General features: G+C 61.8%; 14 protein-coding genes. 10 read left to right on the top strand and 4 right to left on the bottom strand.

Translation table 11 applies throughout. From position 1 onward, the window contains the following. Positions 1-116: 116 nt before the first annotated feature. The 4 genes from BV034_RS02770 to BV034_RS02755 are packed head-to-tail and all read left to right on the top strand — an operon-like array spanning position 117 to position 5,234. The gene (locus BV034_RS02770) at positions 117-1,388 is read left to right on the top strand and encodes a DUF1552 domain-containing protein (protein ID WP_050023903.1); all 1,272 of its coding nucleotides are present in this window, start codon (positions 117-119) and stop codon (positions 1,386-1,388) included. After that, entirely contained in the window at positions 1,385-4,003 is a 2,619-nt protein-coding gene (locus tag BV034_RS02765) for a DUF1592 domain-containing protein (protein WP_050023901.1), read from the top strand. Before BV034_RS02770 ends, BV034_RS02765 begins: the two co-directional genes overlap by 4 nt. A 26-nt stretch (positions 4,004-4,029) precedes the next feature. After that, entirely contained in the window at positions 4,030-4,569 is a 540-nt protein-coding gene (locus tag BV034_RS02760) for a heavy metal-associated domain-containing protein (RefSeq protein ID WP_050023899.1), read from the top strand. Further along, complete coding sequence (locus BV034_RS02755; protein ID WP_050023897.1) at positions 4,566-5,234, top strand: hypothetical protein; 669 nt, start codon at positions 4,566-4,568, stop codon at positions 5,232-5,234. Before BV034_RS02760 ends, BV034_RS02755 begins: the two co-directional genes overlap by 4 nt. A gap of 54 nt (positions 5,235-5,288) precedes the next feature. On the opposite strand, the gene BV034_RS02750 is transcribed toward BV034_RS02755, so the two are convergent. The 3 genes from BV034_RS02750 to BV034_RS02740 all read right to left on the bottom strand — a co-directional run bounded on the left by BV034_RS02750 (position 5,289) and on the right by BV034_RS02740 (position 7,872). Continuing rightward, entirely contained in the window at positions 5,289-5,591 is a 303-nt protein-coding gene (locus BV034_RS02750; protein WP_050023895.1) for a hypothetical protein, read from the bottom strand. Between the two features lie 528 nt (positions 5,592-6,119). Then, a complete protein-coding gene (locus tag BV034_RS02745) occupies positions 6,120-6,650 on the bottom strand; it encodes a hypothetical protein (RefSeq protein ID WP_050023893.1) in 531 nt (176 codons plus the stop codon). Between the two features lie 13 nt (positions 6,651-6,663). Then, a complete protein-coding gene (locus tag BV034_RS02740) occupies positions 6,664-7,872 on the bottom strand; it encodes a glycosyltransferase (protein ID WP_265592547.1) in 1,209 nt (402 codons plus the stop codon). A 199-nt stretch (positions 7,873-8,071) separates the two neighbouring features. Between BV034_RS02740 and BV034_RS02735 the strand changes: the two genes are divergently transcribed. The 6 genes from BV034_RS02735 to BV034_RS02710 all read left to right on the top strand — a co-directional run bounded on the left by BV034_RS02735 (position 8,072) and on the right by BV034_RS02710 (position 16,173). After that, a complete protein-coding gene (locus BV034_RS02735) occupies positions 8,072-9,037 on the top strand; it encodes a MoxR family ATPase (RefSeq protein ID WP_050023888.1) in 966 nt (321 codons plus the stop codon). Between the two features lie 66 nt (positions 9,038-9,103). Then, complete coding sequence (locus tag BV034_RS02730) at positions 9,104-10,462, top strand: DUF58 domain-containing protein (protein WP_050023887.1); 1,359 nt, start codon at positions 9,104-9,106, stop codon at positions 10,460-10,462. Positions 10,463-10,492: 30 nt separating this feature from the next. Beyond that, the gene (locus BV034_RS02725; RefSeq protein WP_050023885.1) at positions 10,493-11,512 is read left to right on the top strand and encodes a stage II sporulation protein M; all 1,020 of its coding nucleotides are present in this window, start codon (positions 10,493-10,495) and stop codon (positions 11,510-11,512) included. 44 nt (positions 11,513-11,556) lie between these two features. Then, positions 11,557-12,333: an RDD family protein gene (locus BV034_RS02720; protein WP_050023883.1), complete on the top strand. Its 777-nt coding sequence runs from the start codon at positions 11,557-11,559 to the stop codon at positions 12,331-12,333. Between the two features lie 217 nt (positions 12,334-12,550). Continuing rightward, positions 12,551-15,172: a PVC-type heme-binding CxxCH protein gene (locus BV034_RS02715; RefSeq protein WP_050023881.1), complete on the top strand. Its 2,622-nt coding sequence runs from the start codon at positions 12,551-12,553 to the stop codon at positions 15,170-15,172. Positions 15,173-15,378: 206 nt separating this feature from the next. Continuing rightward, complete coding sequence (locus BV034_RS02710; RefSeq protein ID WP_050023879.1) at positions 15,379-16,173, top strand: dienelactone hydrolase family protein; 795 nt, start codon at positions 15,379-15,381, stop codon at positions 16,171-16,173. Positions 16,174-16,959: 786 nt separating this feature from the next. Here the strand turns inward: BV034_RS02710 and BV034_RS02705 are convergent. Then, the gene (locus tag BV034_RS02705) at positions 16,960-18,963 is read right to left on the bottom strand and encodes a type II and III secretion system protein (protein ID WP_050023877.1); all 2,004 of its coding nucleotides are present in this window, start codon (positions 18,961-18,963) and stop codon (positions 16,960-16,962) included. Between the last annotated feature and the right edge of the window lie 337 nt (positions 18,964-19,300).

Raw genomic sequence — 19,300 nt, 5'->3', positions numbered from 1 at the left:
ACTAACGCGGCATCAAAAACCTCCCCGCCCTGATCCCACGGGTGTCCGGGTGAAATTTCGATGTGAGCTGGAGCGTACTTCCCTGCGCTCCCGTTCTCTCCTGCCAACGCGTCACCATGCACCCTCCGCGCCTAGCCCGCCGTTCCGGTCTCTCTCGCCGCGCTTTCCTGCGCGGGACGGGATTTTCACTCTCCCTGCCGTTTCTGGAGGCTATGCAACCGGCCTTCGCCCGAGCGGCAGAAACGGCTCCGGTCGGCGCCCCCCGACGCATGGTCTGCATCCAGACGAACATGGGCATCATGCCCCAGTTGTTTTTCCCCAGCGAAGCAGGCATAAGCTACACGGCCACGCCCTATCTGGACACGCTCGCCGCCCACCGCCAGCAGATGACGGTCTTCTCCGGCGTCAGCCATCCGGGAGTGACCGGGGGCCATGCCGCCGAGAGGTGTTTCCTGACCGGCACGCCGCACCCAGAACGCGGCGGATTCCGCAACTGGATCTCTCTGGACCAGCTCGCAGCGGAACAGGTGGGCAACCAGACGCGCTACCCTTCTTTGACCCTGGCCATGAGCGGCGAGGGCAATGCCACGCTCTCCTACACACGCAGCGGGGCGCCCATCCCCTCGGACAAGAGCCCCAAAAAGCTCTTCCAAAAGCTCTTCGTCCAGGGGCGGCCGGAAGAAGTGGCCGCCAGCGTGGAAGCCCTGCGCCAGGGACAGAGCACGCTGGACTTCCTGGGGGCCCAGAGCCGCCGCCTGAACCGGCTGCTGCCCAAGGCGGACCAGGATCGCATGGACCAGTACTTCACCTCCGTGCGGGAGCTGGAGCAGCGCCTGCACAGCTCCGAGGCCTGGGAGCAGAGGCCCAAGCCAGCCGTGGACGCGAAGGCCCCCGAGGACATTGATGACCAGCGCGAATTCGTCGCGAGGACCAAACTGATGTTCGAGGTCATGAAACTGGCCCTGGAGACCGACTCCACCCGCATCATCTCCTTCTTCATCGACACCACGGTGATCCACAACATCACCCACCACGGTCACCGGCCGGAGGTGATTGCCGAGCTGCAGGCCAAAGAGACGGCGCAGTTCGAAGCGCTCAACGATTTTCTCACCGCCCTGACCGGCACCAAGGAGCAGGACACCACGTTGTTAGACCGAACCATGGTGCTCTACGGCACGCCCATGGGAAGCGCCAACTCCCACTCCAATGTGAACCTGCCCGTGCTGCTCGCCGGCGGCGGATTCAAGCACGGCCAGCACCTGGCGTTCGACCAGCAGAACAACTACCCGCTGACGAACCTCTACCGCACCATGCTGCACCGGCTGGGCATCGCGGACGAGTCCTTCTCCACCTCCAACGGAACCCTGCGCGGACTGGAGATGGCATGAGGTTGCAACTGCCCCTCTGCCTGCTCGCTGGCACCACCCTGCCCGCCCTGTTGCATGCCGCAGCCCCTGCGCCGCTGGGTGCTTTCCTTGAATCCCACTGCCACGAGTGCCACGATGCGGATGTGCACAAGGGCGATCTGGATCTGACGGCCCTTGCCATGGACTTCAACCGTCCAGAGACCTTTGCCCGGTGGGTGAAGGTCTTTGACCGCGTACAATCCGGCGAGATGCCGCCGGCCAAGAAAGCGCGGCCTTCCCTAAAGCAGATGGAAGGTGCCCAGCTATGGCTCAAAGAGCAGCTCCTCACCGCTGATCGCACCCACCTGCAGAATCTCGCCCGTACCGGCGTGCGCCGTCTCACCCGGGCAGAGTATGAGAACACGGTGCGGGATCTCTTTGACATGCCGGGCATCGCCCTGGCGGGTGAGCTCCCCGCGGACGGTTCCGCACATGGGTTCGACAAGAACAGCGATGCGCTGGACATCTCCCACGTGAATCTGGCCAAGTACCTGGAGGCTGCGGACCATACGCTGGACCTCGCCATTGCCACCCGACCGGAACCGCCCACGGTGCAGAAACGTCGCATCTCCCTGGCCAACCGCGGAGGCTTTGTCGCCCACATCATCATGAATGGCGACGGGGTGCTGCTGAAGGACAAGAAGCCGGACCCAGACTTCCCGCCTGCCGGAGAGCAGGCCCATCTAGACCAGGGCGCGCATGAACGGATGGGCTCCTTCACCAACGGCTCCAGCGTGGGTCTGTTCCGGCATGAGGACGAATCGGTGAGCCCCTACTTCATGGAGCATGTCACCATCTACCCGGGGCTCTACCGGCTGCGCACCTCTCTGTGGAGTTTTCAATGGGACAAGGGAGTGGTGCTGCCCGCACCCGGCACCGGAGCCGCCCGGCTCTCTGTGGTGCAGCTCACGGGAGATGGCCGCGGTGGCCAGCATCCCAGCTATGTGCTTGGGTACTATGATGCCCCGTCGATGGACTCCCAGGTTCATGAGTTAACCACGTGGTTGAACCACAACGAGATCATCGGCTTCAACCCGGCCTCCCTCGCCCCGGTGGCCATCTACAGCCGCAAAGGCCGCGCCATGGCCTTCACCGGCCCCGGCATTGCCGTGGACTGGCTGGAGGTGGAGGGGCCGATCCACCCCCAATGGCCACCTGCGGCACATCAGGTGCTCTTTGACAACCTGCCGCTCACGGAATGGATTCCCGCTGAGCACGAGGGGAAGCGGGCTCCGGTGCGGAAAAAGATCCGGCAAATTGGTGCCGGCATGAACCGCCCGGATGCGGACAAGGGCCTCTGGACCGTCAGCAGCAAGGACCCGCTCCAGGATGCCGACCGCCTCCTGGCCCGCTTTCTCCCCAAAGCCTTCCGCCGCCCGGTGGAGCCGGAGGTGCGCCAGGAGTACCTCGCCCGGGTGGAGGCCCGTCTCAAGGCGGGGGATTCTTTCGAGTCCGCCATGCGCTACGCCTACCAGGCCGCCTTATGCTCGCCGGACTTTGTGTATCTCCTTGAACCACCCGGCCCGCTGGATGATTTTGCGACCGCCTCACGGCTTTCCTACTTCCTGTGGAACTCCCAACCGGATGACCGGCTGAGGGAACTCGCGAGCAAGGGTCAGCTGCGTCAGCCGGAAGTCCTGCGGAAGGAAGTGGAACGCCTCATCCAGAGCCCCCGGTTCGAGCGCTTCATCGAGGACTTCACCGGCCAATGGCTGAAGCTGCGATCCATCGCCGCGAACGATCCAGACAAGAAATTGTACCCGGAGTTCAGCCCCTATCTTCAGGACTGCATGGTCGCGGAAACAAGATCCTATTTCCATGAACTCATCAGAAGCAACCTGGATGCGGGGCATCTGGTGAAGTCGGACTTTGCCATGCTGAACCAGAAACTGGCGACGCACTACGGCATTCCCGGAGTGACGGGAACCCAGATGCGCAAGGTGGCGCTCCCCGCAGACAGTCCTCGGGGTGGCTTCCTCACTCAGGCGGCCATTCTGAAAGTAACTGCGAACGGCACCACCACCTCACCGGTACCGCGGGGCGCCTTTGTCATGGCCCGCCTGCTGGGGCAGCCTCCTGATCCCCCACCGCCCAACACGCCGGCGGTGGAACCGGACGTGCGCGGAGCCAGCACCATTCGCGAGCAACTGGACAAGCACCGTCACGAGACGTCCTGCGCCTCCTGTCACGCCCGCATTGATCCTCCGGGCTTCGCCTTGGAGGCCTTCGACGTCATCGGTGGTTTCCGATCCCGCTACCGCTCCATTGGCGAAGGCGACAACGCGCCACGCGGGGCCATCGATCCCCTCATCGGCATCTCCTTCAAACTCGGCCCCGCTGTGGATGCCTCCGGTGAGTTGCCGGACGGGAGAAAGTTCCAGGACATCCGTGAATTTCAATCCCTGCTGGTCACTCAGAAGGATCTGCTGCTGCGCAATCTGGCCCAGCAACTGGCCATCTATGCCACCGGCCGCGACCTCGCCTTCAGCGACCGCCCTGCACTGGAACTGATCGTCCAGCGCACCCAAGCCCAAGGCGGCGGCATCCGCACGCTGCTGCACGAGCTGGTGCAAAGCCCTTTGTTTCAGACCCGATGAAAGCCCCTGTCCGCCTTCTAGCTTGCATGCTGTCCGCCACGCTGATGCTGGACGGTGGTTCACTATGCGCCGACGAAGCCGCCCCAACTTTCAAGCATCGCGTCACGGGTCTTTTCTCGCCTGATCGCGAACAGGACTTGCGGGGCGTGCTGGAGCAACTGCCCGGCATCACCTTGCAGAGTCTGGACTACGCCCACGCAGAGGCCGTGTTTCAGTATGATCCGGCCGTCGTGTTCAAGGGCACGAAGCCGGAGGACATTGCCAAGCGGTTCGATGAAAAGATCCGCGCGGCTTCCAGCAACACCTTCGGCATCCAGCCCCTGTACCTGGTTCCGCATGACCAGTTGAAATCGGTAGAGATCGCGGTGGTCGGCCTGGATTGCAAAGCCTGCTCCCTCGCCGCCTATGAAACCGTGGCCAAGATCGAGGGTGTGACCCAGGCCACTGCCAGCTTCAGGGAAGGCAAAGTCACCGCGTTGATCGATCCTGCCAGAACGAATCAGGCAGCGCTGGAAAAAGCGCTGAAGAAGAAGCAGGTATCGATCCCATCCACCTCAAAGCCTTGAGCAAGAAATTCAGCCCGGTAGGTTGTGTCTTCAAACTGGCCGTCGGCATCCTGTTCGTCGGACTGCTCATGGGGCTGTCGTTGTATGCCACCAGCAGATTCCTGCCTGTCTCCTGGCAAATGCCGTGGGTCATAGGAATCGTCGGCTGCGCCGCCCTGGTCCTCGGGGTGGAACTGGCCACTGTGATCCTGAGCCCTGGAAACAGCACCCCCTTTGGTCTGCTTGGCCCGAAGCCAAAGGACCTTGATCTGCCCGTCTTGAAGTCCCGCGGACTGCTGGCTTCCACCCACCACCGCGCCCGGCGGGCATTTGAGGTGAGCGAAAGAGCAGATGAAGGACCAGGGTACTTCATCGAACTCGAGGACGGCCGCGTGCTCTTCCTGCAGGGACAGCACCTGTACGACTACGGTCCGATCGAAGACGAGGAAGAACCAGAGTCCAGCCAGGAACGGATGTTTCCCTGCACCGAGTTCATCCTGCATCATCACAAGAAATACCGCACCTTGCTTGGCATCGAGTGCATTGGAACGGCGCTGGAACCAGAGTGCATCGTGCCACCGTTCTCAAACGACCAGATGAAGCAGGGACTGGCACCTGAAGACGAAGACATCATCACCGATCAGAGCTACGACGAGATCAAGGCGAGGTTGCAGCGGGAAGAGTGAACCAGGTCGCGGGAAGGTGTTACCCCGCGGACCAGAAACCACTCTCCAGCACCATCAACTGCTCACGCCCGTCTTGTCGTCCTTGCTCCTGCCGAACTTGCTCCGCGCTCCGCACCACCACAACACCGCCGGCATCCAAACCAGCAACCCGCCCGCAAGATAGATGCAGGAGAACAACATCTGTTGCGAGTTCTCGGCAACAATGAGCTGGGAAAAGAAGATGTGCCCGAACCGCGCGGCGATAAGATAGAAGAACAGCCAGCCAAAATACCACATCCACGCTGGCCGGCGCATCAGCCCATAGCACAACACAAAGGCGACCAGGGAAAAACCAAGCAAGTAGGGGGTGAAGACCATGCCTAGAATGTGATCGGGAGATCAGCTCCTGCAATCAGCATTGCATGCCCAAAAATGACCCTTGGCGGTGGTTTGGCGTTGCTCATGGGAAAGTACCACGCCACGCCAACGGCGTGATACACATCTGCCGAAACCAGGTGCCCTCGGCGAGAAGGCGAGGCTCACAGACGCTTCAGCTAGTGCCTCCTCACGTCGACAACTACAGGGGCGCTGGGCGTTGGGCGTTGGGCGATCAAACACCAGTGGGTGGGAGTTGATGCGTGAGCCATCGGGGTGGATGCGGATACAGAAGGTGTTTGAGGAAGCCTTCTGCCGCGCGACCGCCAACACCGGCCGTAGTTGTCGACGTGAGGAGAACGGACCAACCGCGCGCGTTTTGGGGTGGCCGCCAAGGAACCGGTGCCATCCACTCGCTCAGTCAGAGCTCTTCCTCGAAGAAGATGCGGCCACCTGACTCTCTTGCCGGCGCAAAAACGAACCTGGCATCAGCATCTCTTCATTCCCCGCCTCCCACAAGGAGGGAAGGGATCATGAAACAACTGCAATCTTCAATCGCAACCCACATCCGGCACAAAATCGCCGTAACACTTCTTCCGGCAAAGGATGTCCCGATCCCTGCATGAGCACCACCGGTAATGGAGAATCCTGAAGAACCAACTCCACCTTAAACCCAGGAACTCCCTGCCGCATCCAAGTCTCGGCTCGAACCTCCTTCACGGCGGCCTTCGTCCAAGTCGATTCCCCTAGAAATACCCGGGCCTGATCCGCCTCGATCAGCAATCCAGACCCCCGACGAGATCTCTGAAACAACCTCCACACCCAGAAGACGACCAGGGAAACAAATCCGCAGACGACCCAGCTTCGCGCCGGATCCGGCAGGGCCGTCATGAGAACCAACGCCAGAGACAAAACCAAGAATCCGACGGCACCAAAGGCAAACAGGGCATCCTGCATCGTGTCTGCCGCCCCTCCCGTCTCCAACCGCCAGCGTCCCGCTACGGAGACACACTCCACGTTGGCTGTGGCTGGCAGATCGCGAGAGGGAGACGGGGGCTTCATTCTCTGTTCAACATCACCGCTTGTTGCCGAAGATTATTTCCATTAACCTCCGAAGCCGGCCACCTTCCGCATTCGTCGCCGCTGCCTTCCGTTGTTGTTGCTTCATTTCCTTCAACTCCCCTGCCAGCGCCTCCCGCTTCCGTTTGGTTTCCTCCCAGCCCGCCTTGAGCCTCGCGGTTTCCCGACGGTTCTCCGCCAAGGCCGAGGCGGCGACTTTCAAGGCAGCATGCAAGGCGGCCTGATCCCGCTCTGGATCTGGCGCAGGAACGGGCTCACTGACGACCTCCCGATACAAAACTTCGAGCCGGTCCAAGGCCACGCTCAAGGCATGCTCGCTGCGGATCTGCTCGATCAGGCCGGTTGCTGCACCGTCTGAATCTGCGGCAGCAGCCGTCTGCAACGCCCCCACCACGGCCGCCTCATAGAGCTCACCGTGCTCCGGCACGCTGGCAAAGTTCACGGCCAGGGCAGCTTCGTAGGTTTCAGGGGTCAACACCGGCGAAAGGCGGCCTTCTCCCACGATGACGACCCGGCACCCACAGGCCAGAGCCTCCAGCGCGGACCTGCCGGAGGTGAAGACAACCTCATAGCGGGGCAGCAACAATTCAGGCGCATCCGTGCCGCCACCAAACGCCGAGCCTACCGCGTCAAAACTCCAACCCGCCTCCCGACACCCCTGTTGAAGGATCTCGACCTCTGCCCCGCGACGCAGGTTGGTGTGATAGAGCAGAGCGTGCCGCCTCCCCTGCTCCCGGTCCGCCGATCGCCGAAATTTTGCGGTGTCCACAAAGTTGGGGGCCAGAACGAACTGTTCCTTGGGAATGCCAAACTCCTTGGCAAACCAGCCCTGAAATCTCGGTGAAGGTGCCAGCCAGCGCCGCACGTGGGGATGCACCGGTGGACGCTCTTCCAGCGGACCATAGCCATGGCAGTAGTACACTACCCGCACGGTGGGAAAGGCCAGCAGGGCCAGGGTGGTGGGGAGCAGGTGCTGCCCGTGAATAACGTCCGGCACCCAAGGGGCGTCCTCTGGCTTCGATACCACCGGGATGCCCGTCTCCTCCAGGAACCGCTCGCCCAGCGGTCCAATCTCGGGGGTGTACACGGCCACCTCGTGCCCGCGCTGTCGCAGGCCCGTGGCCAGATCCACCGTCACGCACTCTGAGCCCGTCCGCTCTGCCAGCCGGAAGTTCGTAAGCAGGATCTTGAGCGGGGCTTCCACGAGCAGGAGTGTGCTAGCGTCAAAACGCCTCCGCAAGCGCGGCCCGCAGCCCTGGCGAAATTTGCACTCGCGCATTGCACCTTTAGTTGACCGATGTGGTGACACGGAGAAACTGGGCGGGCTGAGCGACTTGTGCTTGTCATCCGGCAGGCATGAAGTCACCCTGCCAGCGGTCCGCCCTCAGGTCTGAATTTTCGCCATGACTGAAACCCTCGAAACCGTGAAGGCCGCGCTCTCTGATGCGCGTGCCGAGATCGCCAAAGTCATCATTGGCCAGCAGAACGTCATTGATCACGCCCTGATCGCCATCTTCACCGGTCACCATGTGCTGGTGGAAGGGGTGCCCGGCGTGGGCAAGACGCTCCTGGTGCGCACCCTGGCCCGCGTGCTGGGGGGCGAGTTCGCCCGCATCCAGTTCACCCCGGACCTCATGCCGGCGGACATCACGGGTACCAGCGTCTTCAACCTCAAGGACAACGCCTTCGTCCTGGTAAAGGGCCCGGTGTTCACCAGCTTCCTGCTGGCGGATGAAATCAACCGCGCCCCGGCCAAGACCCAATCCGCCCTGCTGCAAGCCATGCAGGAGCGTCTGGTGACGATCGACAATGAGACGCACACCCTCCCCTCCAGCTTCACAGTGTTTGCCACGCAGAACCCGGTGGAATACGAGGGCACCTACCCGCTGCCCGAGGCGCAGAAGGACCGTTTCATGTTCAAGGTGCAGGTAACGTACCCCACCCGGAATGAGGAGCTGGATCTCGCCACCCGCATGCTGGGGAATGAGTCTCCGGAGTCGGTGCTGGAGAGCGGTGCCGTGCGTCAGGTGCTCACCGCCGACCGCATCGCCACCCTGCGGGCCGCTCTGCACCATATTGTGGTGCGAGAGGATCTCATCGCTTACATCGTGGACCTCGTCCGCGCCACCCGCGACCACGAGGCGGTCCTGGTGGGAGCCGGTCCCCGCGCCACCCAGTCCCTCCTGCTCGCGAGCCGGGCCCGTGCTGCGCTGGACATGCGGGACTTCGTGACGCCCGACGACGTCCGCGCCCTGGCCGCCCCGGTTCTGGGGCACCGTATGGTGCTGCGTCCGGAGTTCGAGATCGAAGGCCTCACCCTTGAGGAACTGATCGGCCGGGTGCTGGAAGCCGTTCCCGTGCCGCGCTAAGGTTTGGCTTTCTCCTCATGCCTGCTTCGCACTGGTGTGTGTGCTGAGTTGACCTGAACCGCCCCCATGCTCGTCCCTTCCAACCGCCTGCTTCTTTACACCGGGATTCTGGGCATCCCGCTCTTTGCCCTGCTGGGTCTTGCCGAGGCCCCGGTGGCGGCAATGCTGGGCGTGGCCGTGTTGCTGTTGCTTCTGGTGGCCCTGGATGCCCCCAGTGCCGCCGCCTCTCTGCAGATGCTGAAAGTGAAGCTCCCCGAGACCATCCGCACCTCGAAGGGACGCGAGCTGGTGCTGGAAGCCACCCTCACCAATCCCGGTGGCCGCTGCCGGTGGCTGCGCGTTGGTCTGGGGTTCCCGGAGGGGTTGGACTGTGAACGCCCCATCCTCAATCCCACGCTGAAGAAGGATCTGGAAAACACCCGCCTGACCTGGAATCTGAAGGCGGTGGAGCGCGGAAATTACCTCATCAAACGGGTGCACCTGGAGGGGCGCTCGCGCCTGGGACTCTGGCATGCCCGCCGCTCGCTGCCCTGCCAGACGGAGTTCCGCGTGTACCCCGACCTGACAAGGGAGCGCAATGTGCTGGCTCCCCTCTTTTTCCGCAGGGGGGTCATCGGCATCCACCATGTGCGTCAGATCGGCAAGGGGCGTGAGTTCGAGCAGCTGCGTGAGTATGCCCCGGGCGACAGCTACGATGACATCTTCTGGCGGGGCACGGCCAAGCGCCGCTTCCCCGTGACCAAGATGTTCCAGCTGGAGCGCACCCAGGAGGTGTATGTCGCCATTGATGCCTCCCGCCGCAGCGCCCGACGACTGGACCATCTGGCAGAGCATCAGGAGGCAGGCTTTCTGGCCAAGACGCATCTCGAGCGTTTCATTCAGGCCACCTTGGTGCTAGCTCTGGCCGCCGAGCAGCAGACGGACAAGTTTGGCCTCATCGTCTTCTCCGATCGTGTGCAGCGCATCATCCCTGCCGGGGGCGGCCGCAGCCACTACAACACCATCCGGGACGTGCTCTACACCCTGCAGGCCGATCCCGTGAGCCCGGACTACGAGGATGTCTTCATCCACATCGGCAACCGCCTGCGTCACCGTTCCTTGATGATCTTCCTCACGGATCTGGGCGAGCCCTGGCTGTCCGAACAGTTTGTAGAAGGCGTGAGTCTGGTGGCGCGTCGACACGTGGTGCTCACCCACATGCTGGGGCAGAAGGAGATCGCCCCCCTCTTCGGCAAGGGTGATGAAATCAAGAACGACGAGGAGCTCTACGGCCGCCTGGCGGGCCAGCTGCTCTGGAATGATCTTCAGGAAACCACGCGGGTGCTCAAGCAGCGCGGAGTGCACCTGACCTCCTCCCTCCAGGAGAATCTGGTGGCGGATGTGGTGAATGAATACCTGCGCGTGAAGAAGCGCCAGCTCATCTAGTTCCAGAGACACCGGACCGCAACGCACCCCATGATCGCTGATCTCAAGACCTTCATCGAACGGGAACGCCCTGTCTGGCAGGAGCTGGAGCGGGAGCTGGGCCGGGTGCGCGAAGGGCTGGCCTCCCTCTCAGACCTCAAATACTCCCGCCATCTCCTGGCGCTCTACCAGCGGGCCTCGGCCGATCTGGCCCGCATCCAGGGATACTCCGCCGAGCCCGAGCTGAAAGCCTACCTGGAGAACCTGGTGGGCACCGGCTACGCAGAGATCCACTCCGCCACGCGAAACTCCCGCCACTTCAAGCCCTGGCACTGGCTCACCCGCACGTTTCCTGACACCTTCCGCCGCCAGATCTGGGGTTTTAATATGGCCGTCATCCTCACGTTCGTGGGGGCGATGCTGGGTGGGATTCTCGTCCTTCATGGCAATGAGGGTCGTGAGGCGATCTTCCCTTCCCAGTTCGGCCATCTTGTGGAGCAGACACCCAGTCAGCGTGTCGCCCGTGAGGAGCGGCCCACCGAGTTCGACCGTATGTCCGGGCACAAGGCCCGCTTCTCCGCGGAGTTGATGCAGAACAACATCACCGTCTCCCTACGGGCCCTGGCCTTTGGTATCACCTTCGGGATTCTCACCGTCGTGTTGCTGTTTTACAACGGTGTCATTCTGGGTGCCGTGGCGGTGGACTATGTCATGGACGGGCAGATTGTATTCCTCTTTGGCTGGCTGCTGCCGCATGGATCCATTGAAATCCCCGCCATCCTGGTGGCCGGGCAGGGCGGGCTGGTGCTGGGACGCGCCCTCATCGGCTGGGGCACACCTCACAGTTTGCGGAAGCGACTTCGATTGATCACCCCGGATCTGGCCACCCTGGCGGGCGGCGCTGCCGTGATGCTGATCTGGGCAGGTATTGTGGAGGCCTTTTTCTCCCAGTATCACGCACCGGTTCTGCCTTACTGGGTGAAGATCACCTTCGGAACCGTGGAGCTGGTCGGATTGATCGCCTTTCTCTTCCTCTGCGGTCGTCGCGCCCCATCGGAACCAGCCCCCTGATCTCGCGCCTTTGCGACCCCCTTTCTCCTGACGCCGTCCTGCCCATGAACGCCAGCCGCACCGCCACGCTGCAGATCGCCACTCCAGAGGGCGTGTCCTTTTCCCTGCCCCTGGCCGGCCCCTTCACCCGGGCGGTGGCGTTCTTCATCGATTTCGTGGCCATCATGGCCGCCATGAATGTCATCGCCCCAATCCTGCGCGCCATGCAGCTCCTCGGGGGCGACACAGGCGTGGGGCTGGCCATTCTGATCCAGTTCGTGTGCATGGAGGGGGCCCGGATGGCGATGGAACTGCTCTGGCGAGGTCAGACCCTGGGAAAAAAGGTCATGGGCCTCCGCGTCATGGATGAAAGCGGGCTCAAGCTGCGCCCCTCCCAGGTGGTGGTGCGCAATCTCCTGCGTTTCGTGGACATGCTGCCATTGTTCTACGCCGTGGGCGGTCTCGTGTCATTGTTCAATTCCCGCTCCCAACGCCTGGGCGACCTAGCGGCAGGCACGGTGGTGGTGCGCACCATCAAGACCACGCCACCGGATGTGGCCTCCGTCCTGGCGGGCAAGTACAACTCCCTGCGCGACCACCCGCATCTGGAAGCCCGACTTCGCCAGAAGGTGGGACCGGAGGAGGCGCAGGTGGCGCTCAATGCTCTGGTCCGTCGGGAGGAACTCACCCCCCAAGCACGAATCACCCTTTTCGAAAACCTGGCCACTCACTTCCGCGAACTGGTCAAATTTCCTGAGGAGACCATTCATGGCCTGAGCGACGAGCAATACGTTCGCAATGTGGTAGAGACCATCTTCCGCCGCCGTAAAGGCACAGACTGACCGACAAAAGCAGCCAAATCTGGCAAGCCCGGCTCATTTCTTGCGATCCGGCTGAAACAGCGGGAATATGGCGACCGATAAGTGAGCCGTGCCGTCCCAACCGCCTCTGGGCGGGCCTGCAGAAGGATTGGCTTGTCCAATTCCAGCCCCCTCACGCTGTTCACTGGTCCCAAAACTGCCCGCCATTGCCATTGCCGTTGTTATCTGATCCATCCAAATGAGCATCCGTTCCCTTGCCCTGCCCTTGACCGGGATCGCCCTGTCGCTGGCCACACTCTCCTCACCAGCCCAGGAGGCTGCCAAGCCCACTCCTCCCCCGGCGGCCCCCAAGGAAGATCGCACCAAGAATCGCGGGCCGGAGTCCGTGGAACTGAAGTTCAAGCTTCCTCCTCCGCCAGTGTTGAGCCCGGAAGAGGCCGTGAAGGCGCTGAAAGTGGCCAAGGGCTTCAAGGTGCAACTCGTGGCGGCTGAGCCGATGGTGGAGGCACCCGTGGCCATGAGCTGGGACGACCAAGGTCGCCTGTATGTCGTGGAGATGCGCGGCTACATGAATGACGTGAACGGTGCCGGAGAGGACCAGCCGATCGGTCGTATCAAGCGGCTCGAAGACACCGACGGGGATGGCAAGATGGACAAGGCCGCCGTCTTTGTGGACAAGCTGCTCATGCCCCGCGGGGTGATGGCGCTGGGGGACGGTGCCGTGGTGGCGGAACCACCGAATCTCACCTTCTACCATGACACCGACGGCGATGGCGTGGCTGACAAACAGGAAGTCATCGGCGGTAGCTATGGCAGTGCGGGCGGGCAGCCAGAGCACATGGCCAACTCCCCCACCTGGTGCATGGACAACCTCATCTGGAGCGCCGGCTACGGCCAGCGCATCCGCTACAGCCAGGGCAAGTTCACCTCTGAGCCGACCAAGAGTGGCGGCCAGTGGGGTCTGACGCAAGACGACTGGGGTCGGCGCTACTTCAACTACAACAGCGATCTCCTGCGCAGCGACCTGCTCCCGCCAGCGGTGTATGAGCGCAACCCGAACCTGACCGACCGTCTGGCGCTGAACTACCAGGTGATGAAGGACCAGACCACCTGGCCAGCCGTGCCCACCCCCGGCGTGAACCGCGGCTACACGGAGAAGCAACTGCGCCCCGATGGCCGTCTGGCCACCGTCACGGGCACCTGCGGTGCCGGCATCTATCGCGGTGACCTCTTCCCCAAGGAGTTCCGGGGCAACGCGTTCATTCCTGAACCCTGCGGCTACCTGGTGAAGCGGCTCGTGCTGAGTGAAAGCGGTGGCGTCTTGAGCGCGAAAAACGCCTACACCGAGACGGAGTTCCTCACCTCCACCGACGAACGTTTCCGCCCGGTGAATGCCTACAACGGCCCGGACGGTGCCCTCTACATCGTGGACATGGCGCGCGGCATCGTGCAGCACAAGTTCTTCCTCACCCACTACCTGGTGGCCAACATCGAGGCCCGCAAGCTGGAGCAGCCCGTCAATTTGGGCCGCATCTACCGCATTGTCCCAGAGGACAAACCGGCTCCTGCGACCGTGAAGCTGCCCAAGGATTCGGCAGGCATCGTGGCGCTTCTGGCCCATGCGAACGGCCATGTGCGCGACACTGCCCAGCGCGTGCTCGTGGAGCGCGGCGACGCCTCGGTGGTGCCCGCCATCGCAGAAATCGCTGCCAAAGCGGAACTGCCCCAAGCCCGCGTCCAGGCACTTTGGACGCTGGATGGGCTCAAGGCCCTGACCCCGGAGGTACTCACCGCCGCCCTCAAAGACTCCCATGAAAAGGTGCGCGTGGCTGGCGTGCGTCTGGCAAACCTCTTGGTGATGCCAGAGCTCTACAAGATGCTCGATGACTCCAGCGCCGAGGTGCGGGTGCAACTGGCCCTGCAACTCAGCGCCCAACCGGGGCCGGACGCGATGAAATCTGTGCTCACGCTTCTGAAGAAAGGCGGCAGCCCGCTGCTCAACGACGCCATCACCTCCGGCCTGCGCGGCCGCGAGCTGGAGTTCCTGCAAGCGCTCCTCGCCGAACCTGCTGGCAAGACGGACACTCTCGTGGCCAGCGGTCTTGTCCAGGTGCTGGCGAACTGCATCACCACCGAACGCAAATCCGCCCGCGTCAGCGGCCTGCTGGAAGTGGTGGCCGCCCAGGCCACCAACAGCCCACGCCAACTGGCCCTCCTGAACGGCATGGCCGGCACCCCGCTGGACAAGAAGGCCAAAGCCCAGCCGCGCAAGCTCCTCTACCTTGAGGCCCAGCCTGCCGCTCTGACCGCGCTGTCCGCCAAGCTCGCAAGCAACAAGGCTGCCAACACCCTGCTCACCACGGTGGACAAGGCACTCGCCTGGCCGGGCAAACCCGGTGTGCCCCCGCCGCCAGTGGTGAAGCCCCTCACGGTCGATCAACAGGCCCAGTTTGAGAAGGGCAAGCTCATCTACGCCGGACTCTGTGCCGCCTGCCACCAACCCGGTGGCACGGGCCTGGAAGGCCTGGCACCGCCAGTGGTGGATTCCGAGTGGGTCATCGGTGCGGTGGATCGCCCCGCCCGCATCATCATGCATGGCCTCAGTGGCCCTGTCACCGTGAGTGGTCGCACCTGGCATCTGGAGATGCCTCCGCTGCCCCACCTGACGGACGATGACATTGCCAATGTCCTCACCTACATGCGCCGCGAGTGGGATCACACGGCCTCTCCGGTCTCGACCAAGGAGATCAATGCCATCCGTACCGCCAACGCGGGCCGCACCAAAGCCTGGACGGCGGATGAGCTGAGGAAGACCGTGAAACCCGCCGCGAAGGAGTCTCCCAAGGCAGCCGCCAAATAGACCGCCGTCCGGAAAGTTGCTTCCTGAAACCGCACTTTCCACCAGGCCGGTGTTCCCTGTGAACACCGGCCTTTTTACTGCCTGCGTGCGACGGCGACGCGTACGACCGGGGATGTTAGATTGGATGTCGGGACGGTGAAAATTTAGTCTCGGCGGCGTGGTGTAAGTTGCTTGCCATCGCCTCCAGATGCCGCCTTGGTATCAGGATGAAAACCTTGCCTCTCTCCGGCCTGCTGGCCGCCCTGTGCACTGTCTTCGCGATGACTCCGACGAACACCCAGGCTGGAATCAAAGAAACCGCGGTGGAATACACCTCTGCAGGCGCCACCTGCGAGGGTTGGCACGTCTATGACGACGCCAAAACCGGCAAACTCCCTGCCGTGCTGATCGTGCACCAGTGGACCGGCCCCAGCGACTACGAAAAAATGCGTGCCCGCATGCTCGCTGAGCTGGGCTACAATGTCTTCGTCGCCGACATCTACGGCAAAGGCATCCGCCCCCAGCCGCCCGAGGCCGGCAAGGAAGCAGGCAAGTACAAGAACGACCGCAAGCTCTATCGCGAACGCCTCACGTCCGCGTTCAATGTGCTCGCACAGAATGAGCATACCGATGCCAGCAAGGTGGCCGTGATCGGCTACTGCTTTGGCGGTACCGGCGCCCTCGAACTGGCCCGCAGCGGCGCCCCGGTGAAGGCCGTGGTGAGCTTCCACGGCAGCCTCAGCTCCCCCACCCCGGAAGATGCCAAGAGCATCAAGGGCCAGGTTCTCGTCTGTCATGGCGAGGACGACCCCTTCGTTCCCGGCGCCGAGGTCGAAGCCTTTCACAGTGAGATGAGAGTGGCCGGCGTGAAGTACAAGTTCGTGGCCTATCCCGGCGCCGTGCATTCCTTCACCCAGAAGCACGCCGGTGATGATGTCAGCAAAGGCTCCGCCTACAACGCCGATGCCGACGCCAAGTCCTGGGAGGCCATGAAGGAACTCTTCGCCGAAACGTTGAAGTAAGAGGAGTCAACAGATCCGATGGTTTCATGAGAAGCGCCGCAGATGCGGCGCTTCTTTTTTGGTGGGAAGGAGATCGACTGCGTCCCGAAATCGAATGGCCAAGGTTCGATGTCACAACACGTCTGCAAGGCCGCGAGCCCTCCGATTCCCGAGACTCCTTGTAGCTGCATTTGTAAAAATGCGGTCAGTCCGCCCAGCCTCTGACGCATCATCGCCATTCAACCCGTCATCGCCTGCACTCCCTCCGCGTTCTCACGAACGCAGCTACTTGTGCAGTTCCAGGAAGTTCGTGGATGCATTCGTAAGAATGCGTTCCAGCCGCCTGCCCCTGACGCATCATCGCCATTCAACCCGTCATCGCCCACACGCCCTCCGCGTTCTCACGAACGAAGCTACTTGTGCAGTTCCAAGATGTTCGTGGATGCATTCGTAAGAATGCGTTCCGGCCGCCTGCCCCTGACGCATCATCGCCATTCAACCCGTCATCGCCCACACGCCCTCCGCGTTCTCACGAACGAAGCTACTTGTGCAGTTCCAAGAAGTTCGTGGATGCATTCGTAAGAATGCGTTCCAGCCGCCTGCCCCTGACGCATCATCGCCATTCAACCCGCCATCGCCTGCATACCCTTCGCGTTCTCACGAACGCAGCTACTTGCGCTGAGCCCCTTCTCCAGACATCTGTTCCAAAAAACGTCCGCCGGACTGTGCTGCACCCGCAGCACGGTCCGGCGGAACCACCACTCCTGGCCCACTCGACCAGGAAATCTGTTTGGAAGAAACTACTGCTCAGTAATAGCTCTTCTTGAAAAGCGCCCGGCGATGCTTTTTCACATCATCCAGCAGGCCGGCGAGCTGCCACTTGTACTTGTTGAGCTCCTCCCACTTGTCTGGCTGCGCGGCAAGGTACTGGTCCACTTCGGTGCCAAGCTTCTTCACGGCAGCCTCAAGTTCATCCACACGGGCATAGTCCTCCTTGGTGCCGCGGGCCTCCAGAATCGTCTGCTTGATCTCATCGCTGCTGCGTTGCAGGAAGAGAATGCCTCCGGGGATGGCGTTGATTCCTCCAACCAGTCCGCCGTCTTCTCCAATGCGTGGAGTCTTGGGCATGAGTTCCTCCGGCTTGCGAGGCAGCACCGACTGCGGCTTCTCCGGAAGACCGCCATTGCGCACATCGATGAGCGAGGGCGTGATGAAGATCATGAGGTTCTTGTGATTCTTCGCCTTGCCCTTGGTTTTGAATGCGTACCCGAGAATGGGGATTTTACCCAGAACGGGAATACCCTGTTCGCCTTCCTGTTCACGGGCTTCGTCCAAGCCACCCACTGCGACCGTGTAACCGTTGTTCAACTCCACCGGGGCGCTGTACACACGGCTCGAAGCAACGGGATACGGATTGCCTTGGATCACCTCGGTGCCGATGATGCTAGAGACGGTGATGGCGAGGTTCAAGTTGATCTTGTCATCCATCATCCGCTTGGGCAGGATGTTGATGACCGTGCCGATGGGGAGGTAGCTGATGGACGATGTCGTCGTTGAACCGGTACCCAGGCTGGTCGATGCAGATCCTCCCAACACCGGCTGGTTCACCACGCTGCGGATCACCACCTCACGGTTGTTCGTCGTCACCATGCGCGGGTAGCTCACCGTCCTGGTTTCCTGGTCCTTGAGCATGGCGCGCAGTTTGATGTTCACATCCTGGGCGCTCAGCACTGCGGTGGAAGGAGCCAGAAAGGCCTTGGCTTCATTCAGGTTCCCAAGGGAAAGCAGGTTTGAGAGGTCCGTGCGGTATCCGCCTTCTGTCTGGGGAATGTTTGTGGTGCTAACGACTGAGTTACCGGTTTCTGGATTGGTCACCACGTTGTCCACCTGCCGGAAAAGCCCACTCTGCCCAAAGGTGCCAGACCAGTCCACGCCGAACTCCTTGCTCGGGTCGCGGCTTGTTTCAAAGAACTTCACCTCGATGGCGATCTGCGCTTGCGGCTTGTCGGCCGCCGCCAGATAGCCTTCCACCCACATGTGCTGCAAACGGGTCGCCACCACGTAGAGCATGTTGGAGTCAGACTTCCAAAGCACCTTGGGTTTGCGCACGTTTCCGTAGATGTCCAGCGGCACTCCGTTGGCGGCAGGACCTGTGGGCGCTGCCGCGGTGGGCTCAGAGAAACTAGCCCCCGCAAGCGCCACCAGACCTCCACCTCCGCTACTGCCGTTCTCCGGCCCCAGATCGAGAATGGCGCGAATGTCATTGATGAGTTCGCTGCGTTCCGTCCGGAAAGTTTCGCGCGCCCCTTGGAGATCCACCCCTCCCGACGTCACGCTGCCAGATCCGCTGTCGCCATCGCTGCTGCTCCCATTCGAGCCCGACTGCGGCATGCTGATGGCGCTGCCCCCCCCTGCTGAGACCTTTGACACCTTCTCCATGGAGTTGTGCTTCACCATGTAGGCTTTGCCAATCAACTCCTTGTCATCTGCTGAACGCACGTACCAGATGCCCCCGTCGGGCACGAGGGCCAGGCCATTGGCTTTGCACAGCGTCTCCAAGGCCTGAAACGGGCTCGCATTCAACGTGAAGGTGATGAGCCTATCCGCTTCGGGACTGCCATCTGGGAGCGAAAAGAAGGACATGCCGGCGTCGGTAGCCAAAAACCGGATGACATCTCCCAGCATCGCCTTCGAAAACTCGTAGGGCCGGGGCGGAAGTGACCGGAGCTTGGCGGCCTCGGTCTCATACTGGGGCGAGGTCAGCCGCATGAGGCTGACATCCTGCCCCGTGGCAGGAAGCAGAGAGCCCATGAGTAGGAGGCTACAGCAGAGCCATGAGCGGTAGAAGGGTTGCATAGTGGTGGTGTTAGCTATGGGAATTATGGATTCGACGGTCAATTTGTAAAGAGTTTTTAATATTAGCCGTAAATAATCTAATTTTTGCGAGGACGTCACGCCCGAATGTCGCTCCCACCCTCACCCAATTGCGGGTGTTTCCTTAGCAGAACCCTTCGATTAGGCTCGGTTTGGGACTCTAGATGATTGAGAAACACATTTTTTCAAAAAACCAAAAGGTCGAATTCTCTAAAAATACAAATACCATAAAATGTTTATCAAAAAGCTTGAAATTTCATATTGATTGTCAATA

Origin of the sequence: Verrucomicrobium sp. BvORR034, assembly GCF_000739635.1 — a bacterium.
GTDB lineage: Bacteria > Verrucomicrobiota > Verrucomicrobiia > Verrucomicrobiales > Verrucomicrobiaceae > Verrucomicrobium.
The sequence above is the reverse complement of the archived record's forward strand: the minus strand, read 5'-3'. Positions and strand labels throughout refer to the sequence as shown.

Excerpts from the sequence above, each read along its gene's own strand:
- BV034_RS02770 (WP_050023903.1), top strand. The coding sequence starts at position 117 with ATGCACCCTCCGCGCCTAGCCCGCCGTTCCGGTCTCTCTCGCCGCGCT.
- BV034_RS02765 (WP_050023901.1), top strand. The coding sequence starts at position 1,385 with ATGAGGTTGCAACTGCCCCTCTGCCTGCTCGCTGGCACCACCCTGCCC.
- BV034_RS02760 (WP_050023899.1), top strand. The coding sequence starts at position 4,030 with ATGCTGTCCGCCACGCTGATGCTGGACGGTGGTTCACTATGCGCCGAC.
- BV034_RS02750 (WP_050023895.1), bottom strand. The coding sequence starts at position 5,591 with ATGGTCTTCACCCCCTACTTGCTTGGTTTTTCCCTGGTCGCCTTTGTG.
- BV034_RS02745 (WP_050023893.1), bottom strand. The coding sequence starts at position 6,650 with ATGAAGCCCCCGTCTCCCTCTCGCGATCTGCCAGCCACAGCCAACGTG.
- BV034_RS02735 (WP_050023888.1), top strand. The coding sequence starts at position 8,072 with ATGACTGAAACCCTCGAAACCGTGAAGGCCGCGCTCTCTGATGCGCGT.
- BV034_RS02730 (WP_050023887.1), top strand. The coding sequence starts at position 9,104 with ATGCTCGTCCCTTCCAACCGCCTGCTTCTTTACACCGGGATTCTGGGC.
- BV034_RS02725 (WP_050023885.1), top strand. The coding sequence starts at position 10,493 with ATGATCGCTGATCTCAAGACCTTCATCGAACGGGAACGCCCTGTCTGG.
- BV034_RS02720 (WP_050023883.1), top strand. The coding sequence starts at position 11,557 with ATGAACGCCAGCCGCACCGCCACGCTGCAGATCGCCACTCCAGAGGGC.
- BV034_RS02715 (WP_050023881.1), top strand. The coding sequence starts at position 12,551 with ATGAGCATCCGTTCCCTTGCCCTGCCCTTGACCGGGATCGCCCTGTCG.
- BV034_RS02710 (WP_050023879.1), top strand. The coding sequence starts at position 15,379 with ATGAAAACCTTGCCTCTCTCCGGCCTGCTGGCCGCCCTGTGCACTGTC.
- BV034_RS02705 (WP_050023877.1), bottom strand. The coding sequence starts at position 18,963 with ATGGGCTCTCTGCTTCCTGCCACGGGGCAGGATGTCAGCCTCATGCGG.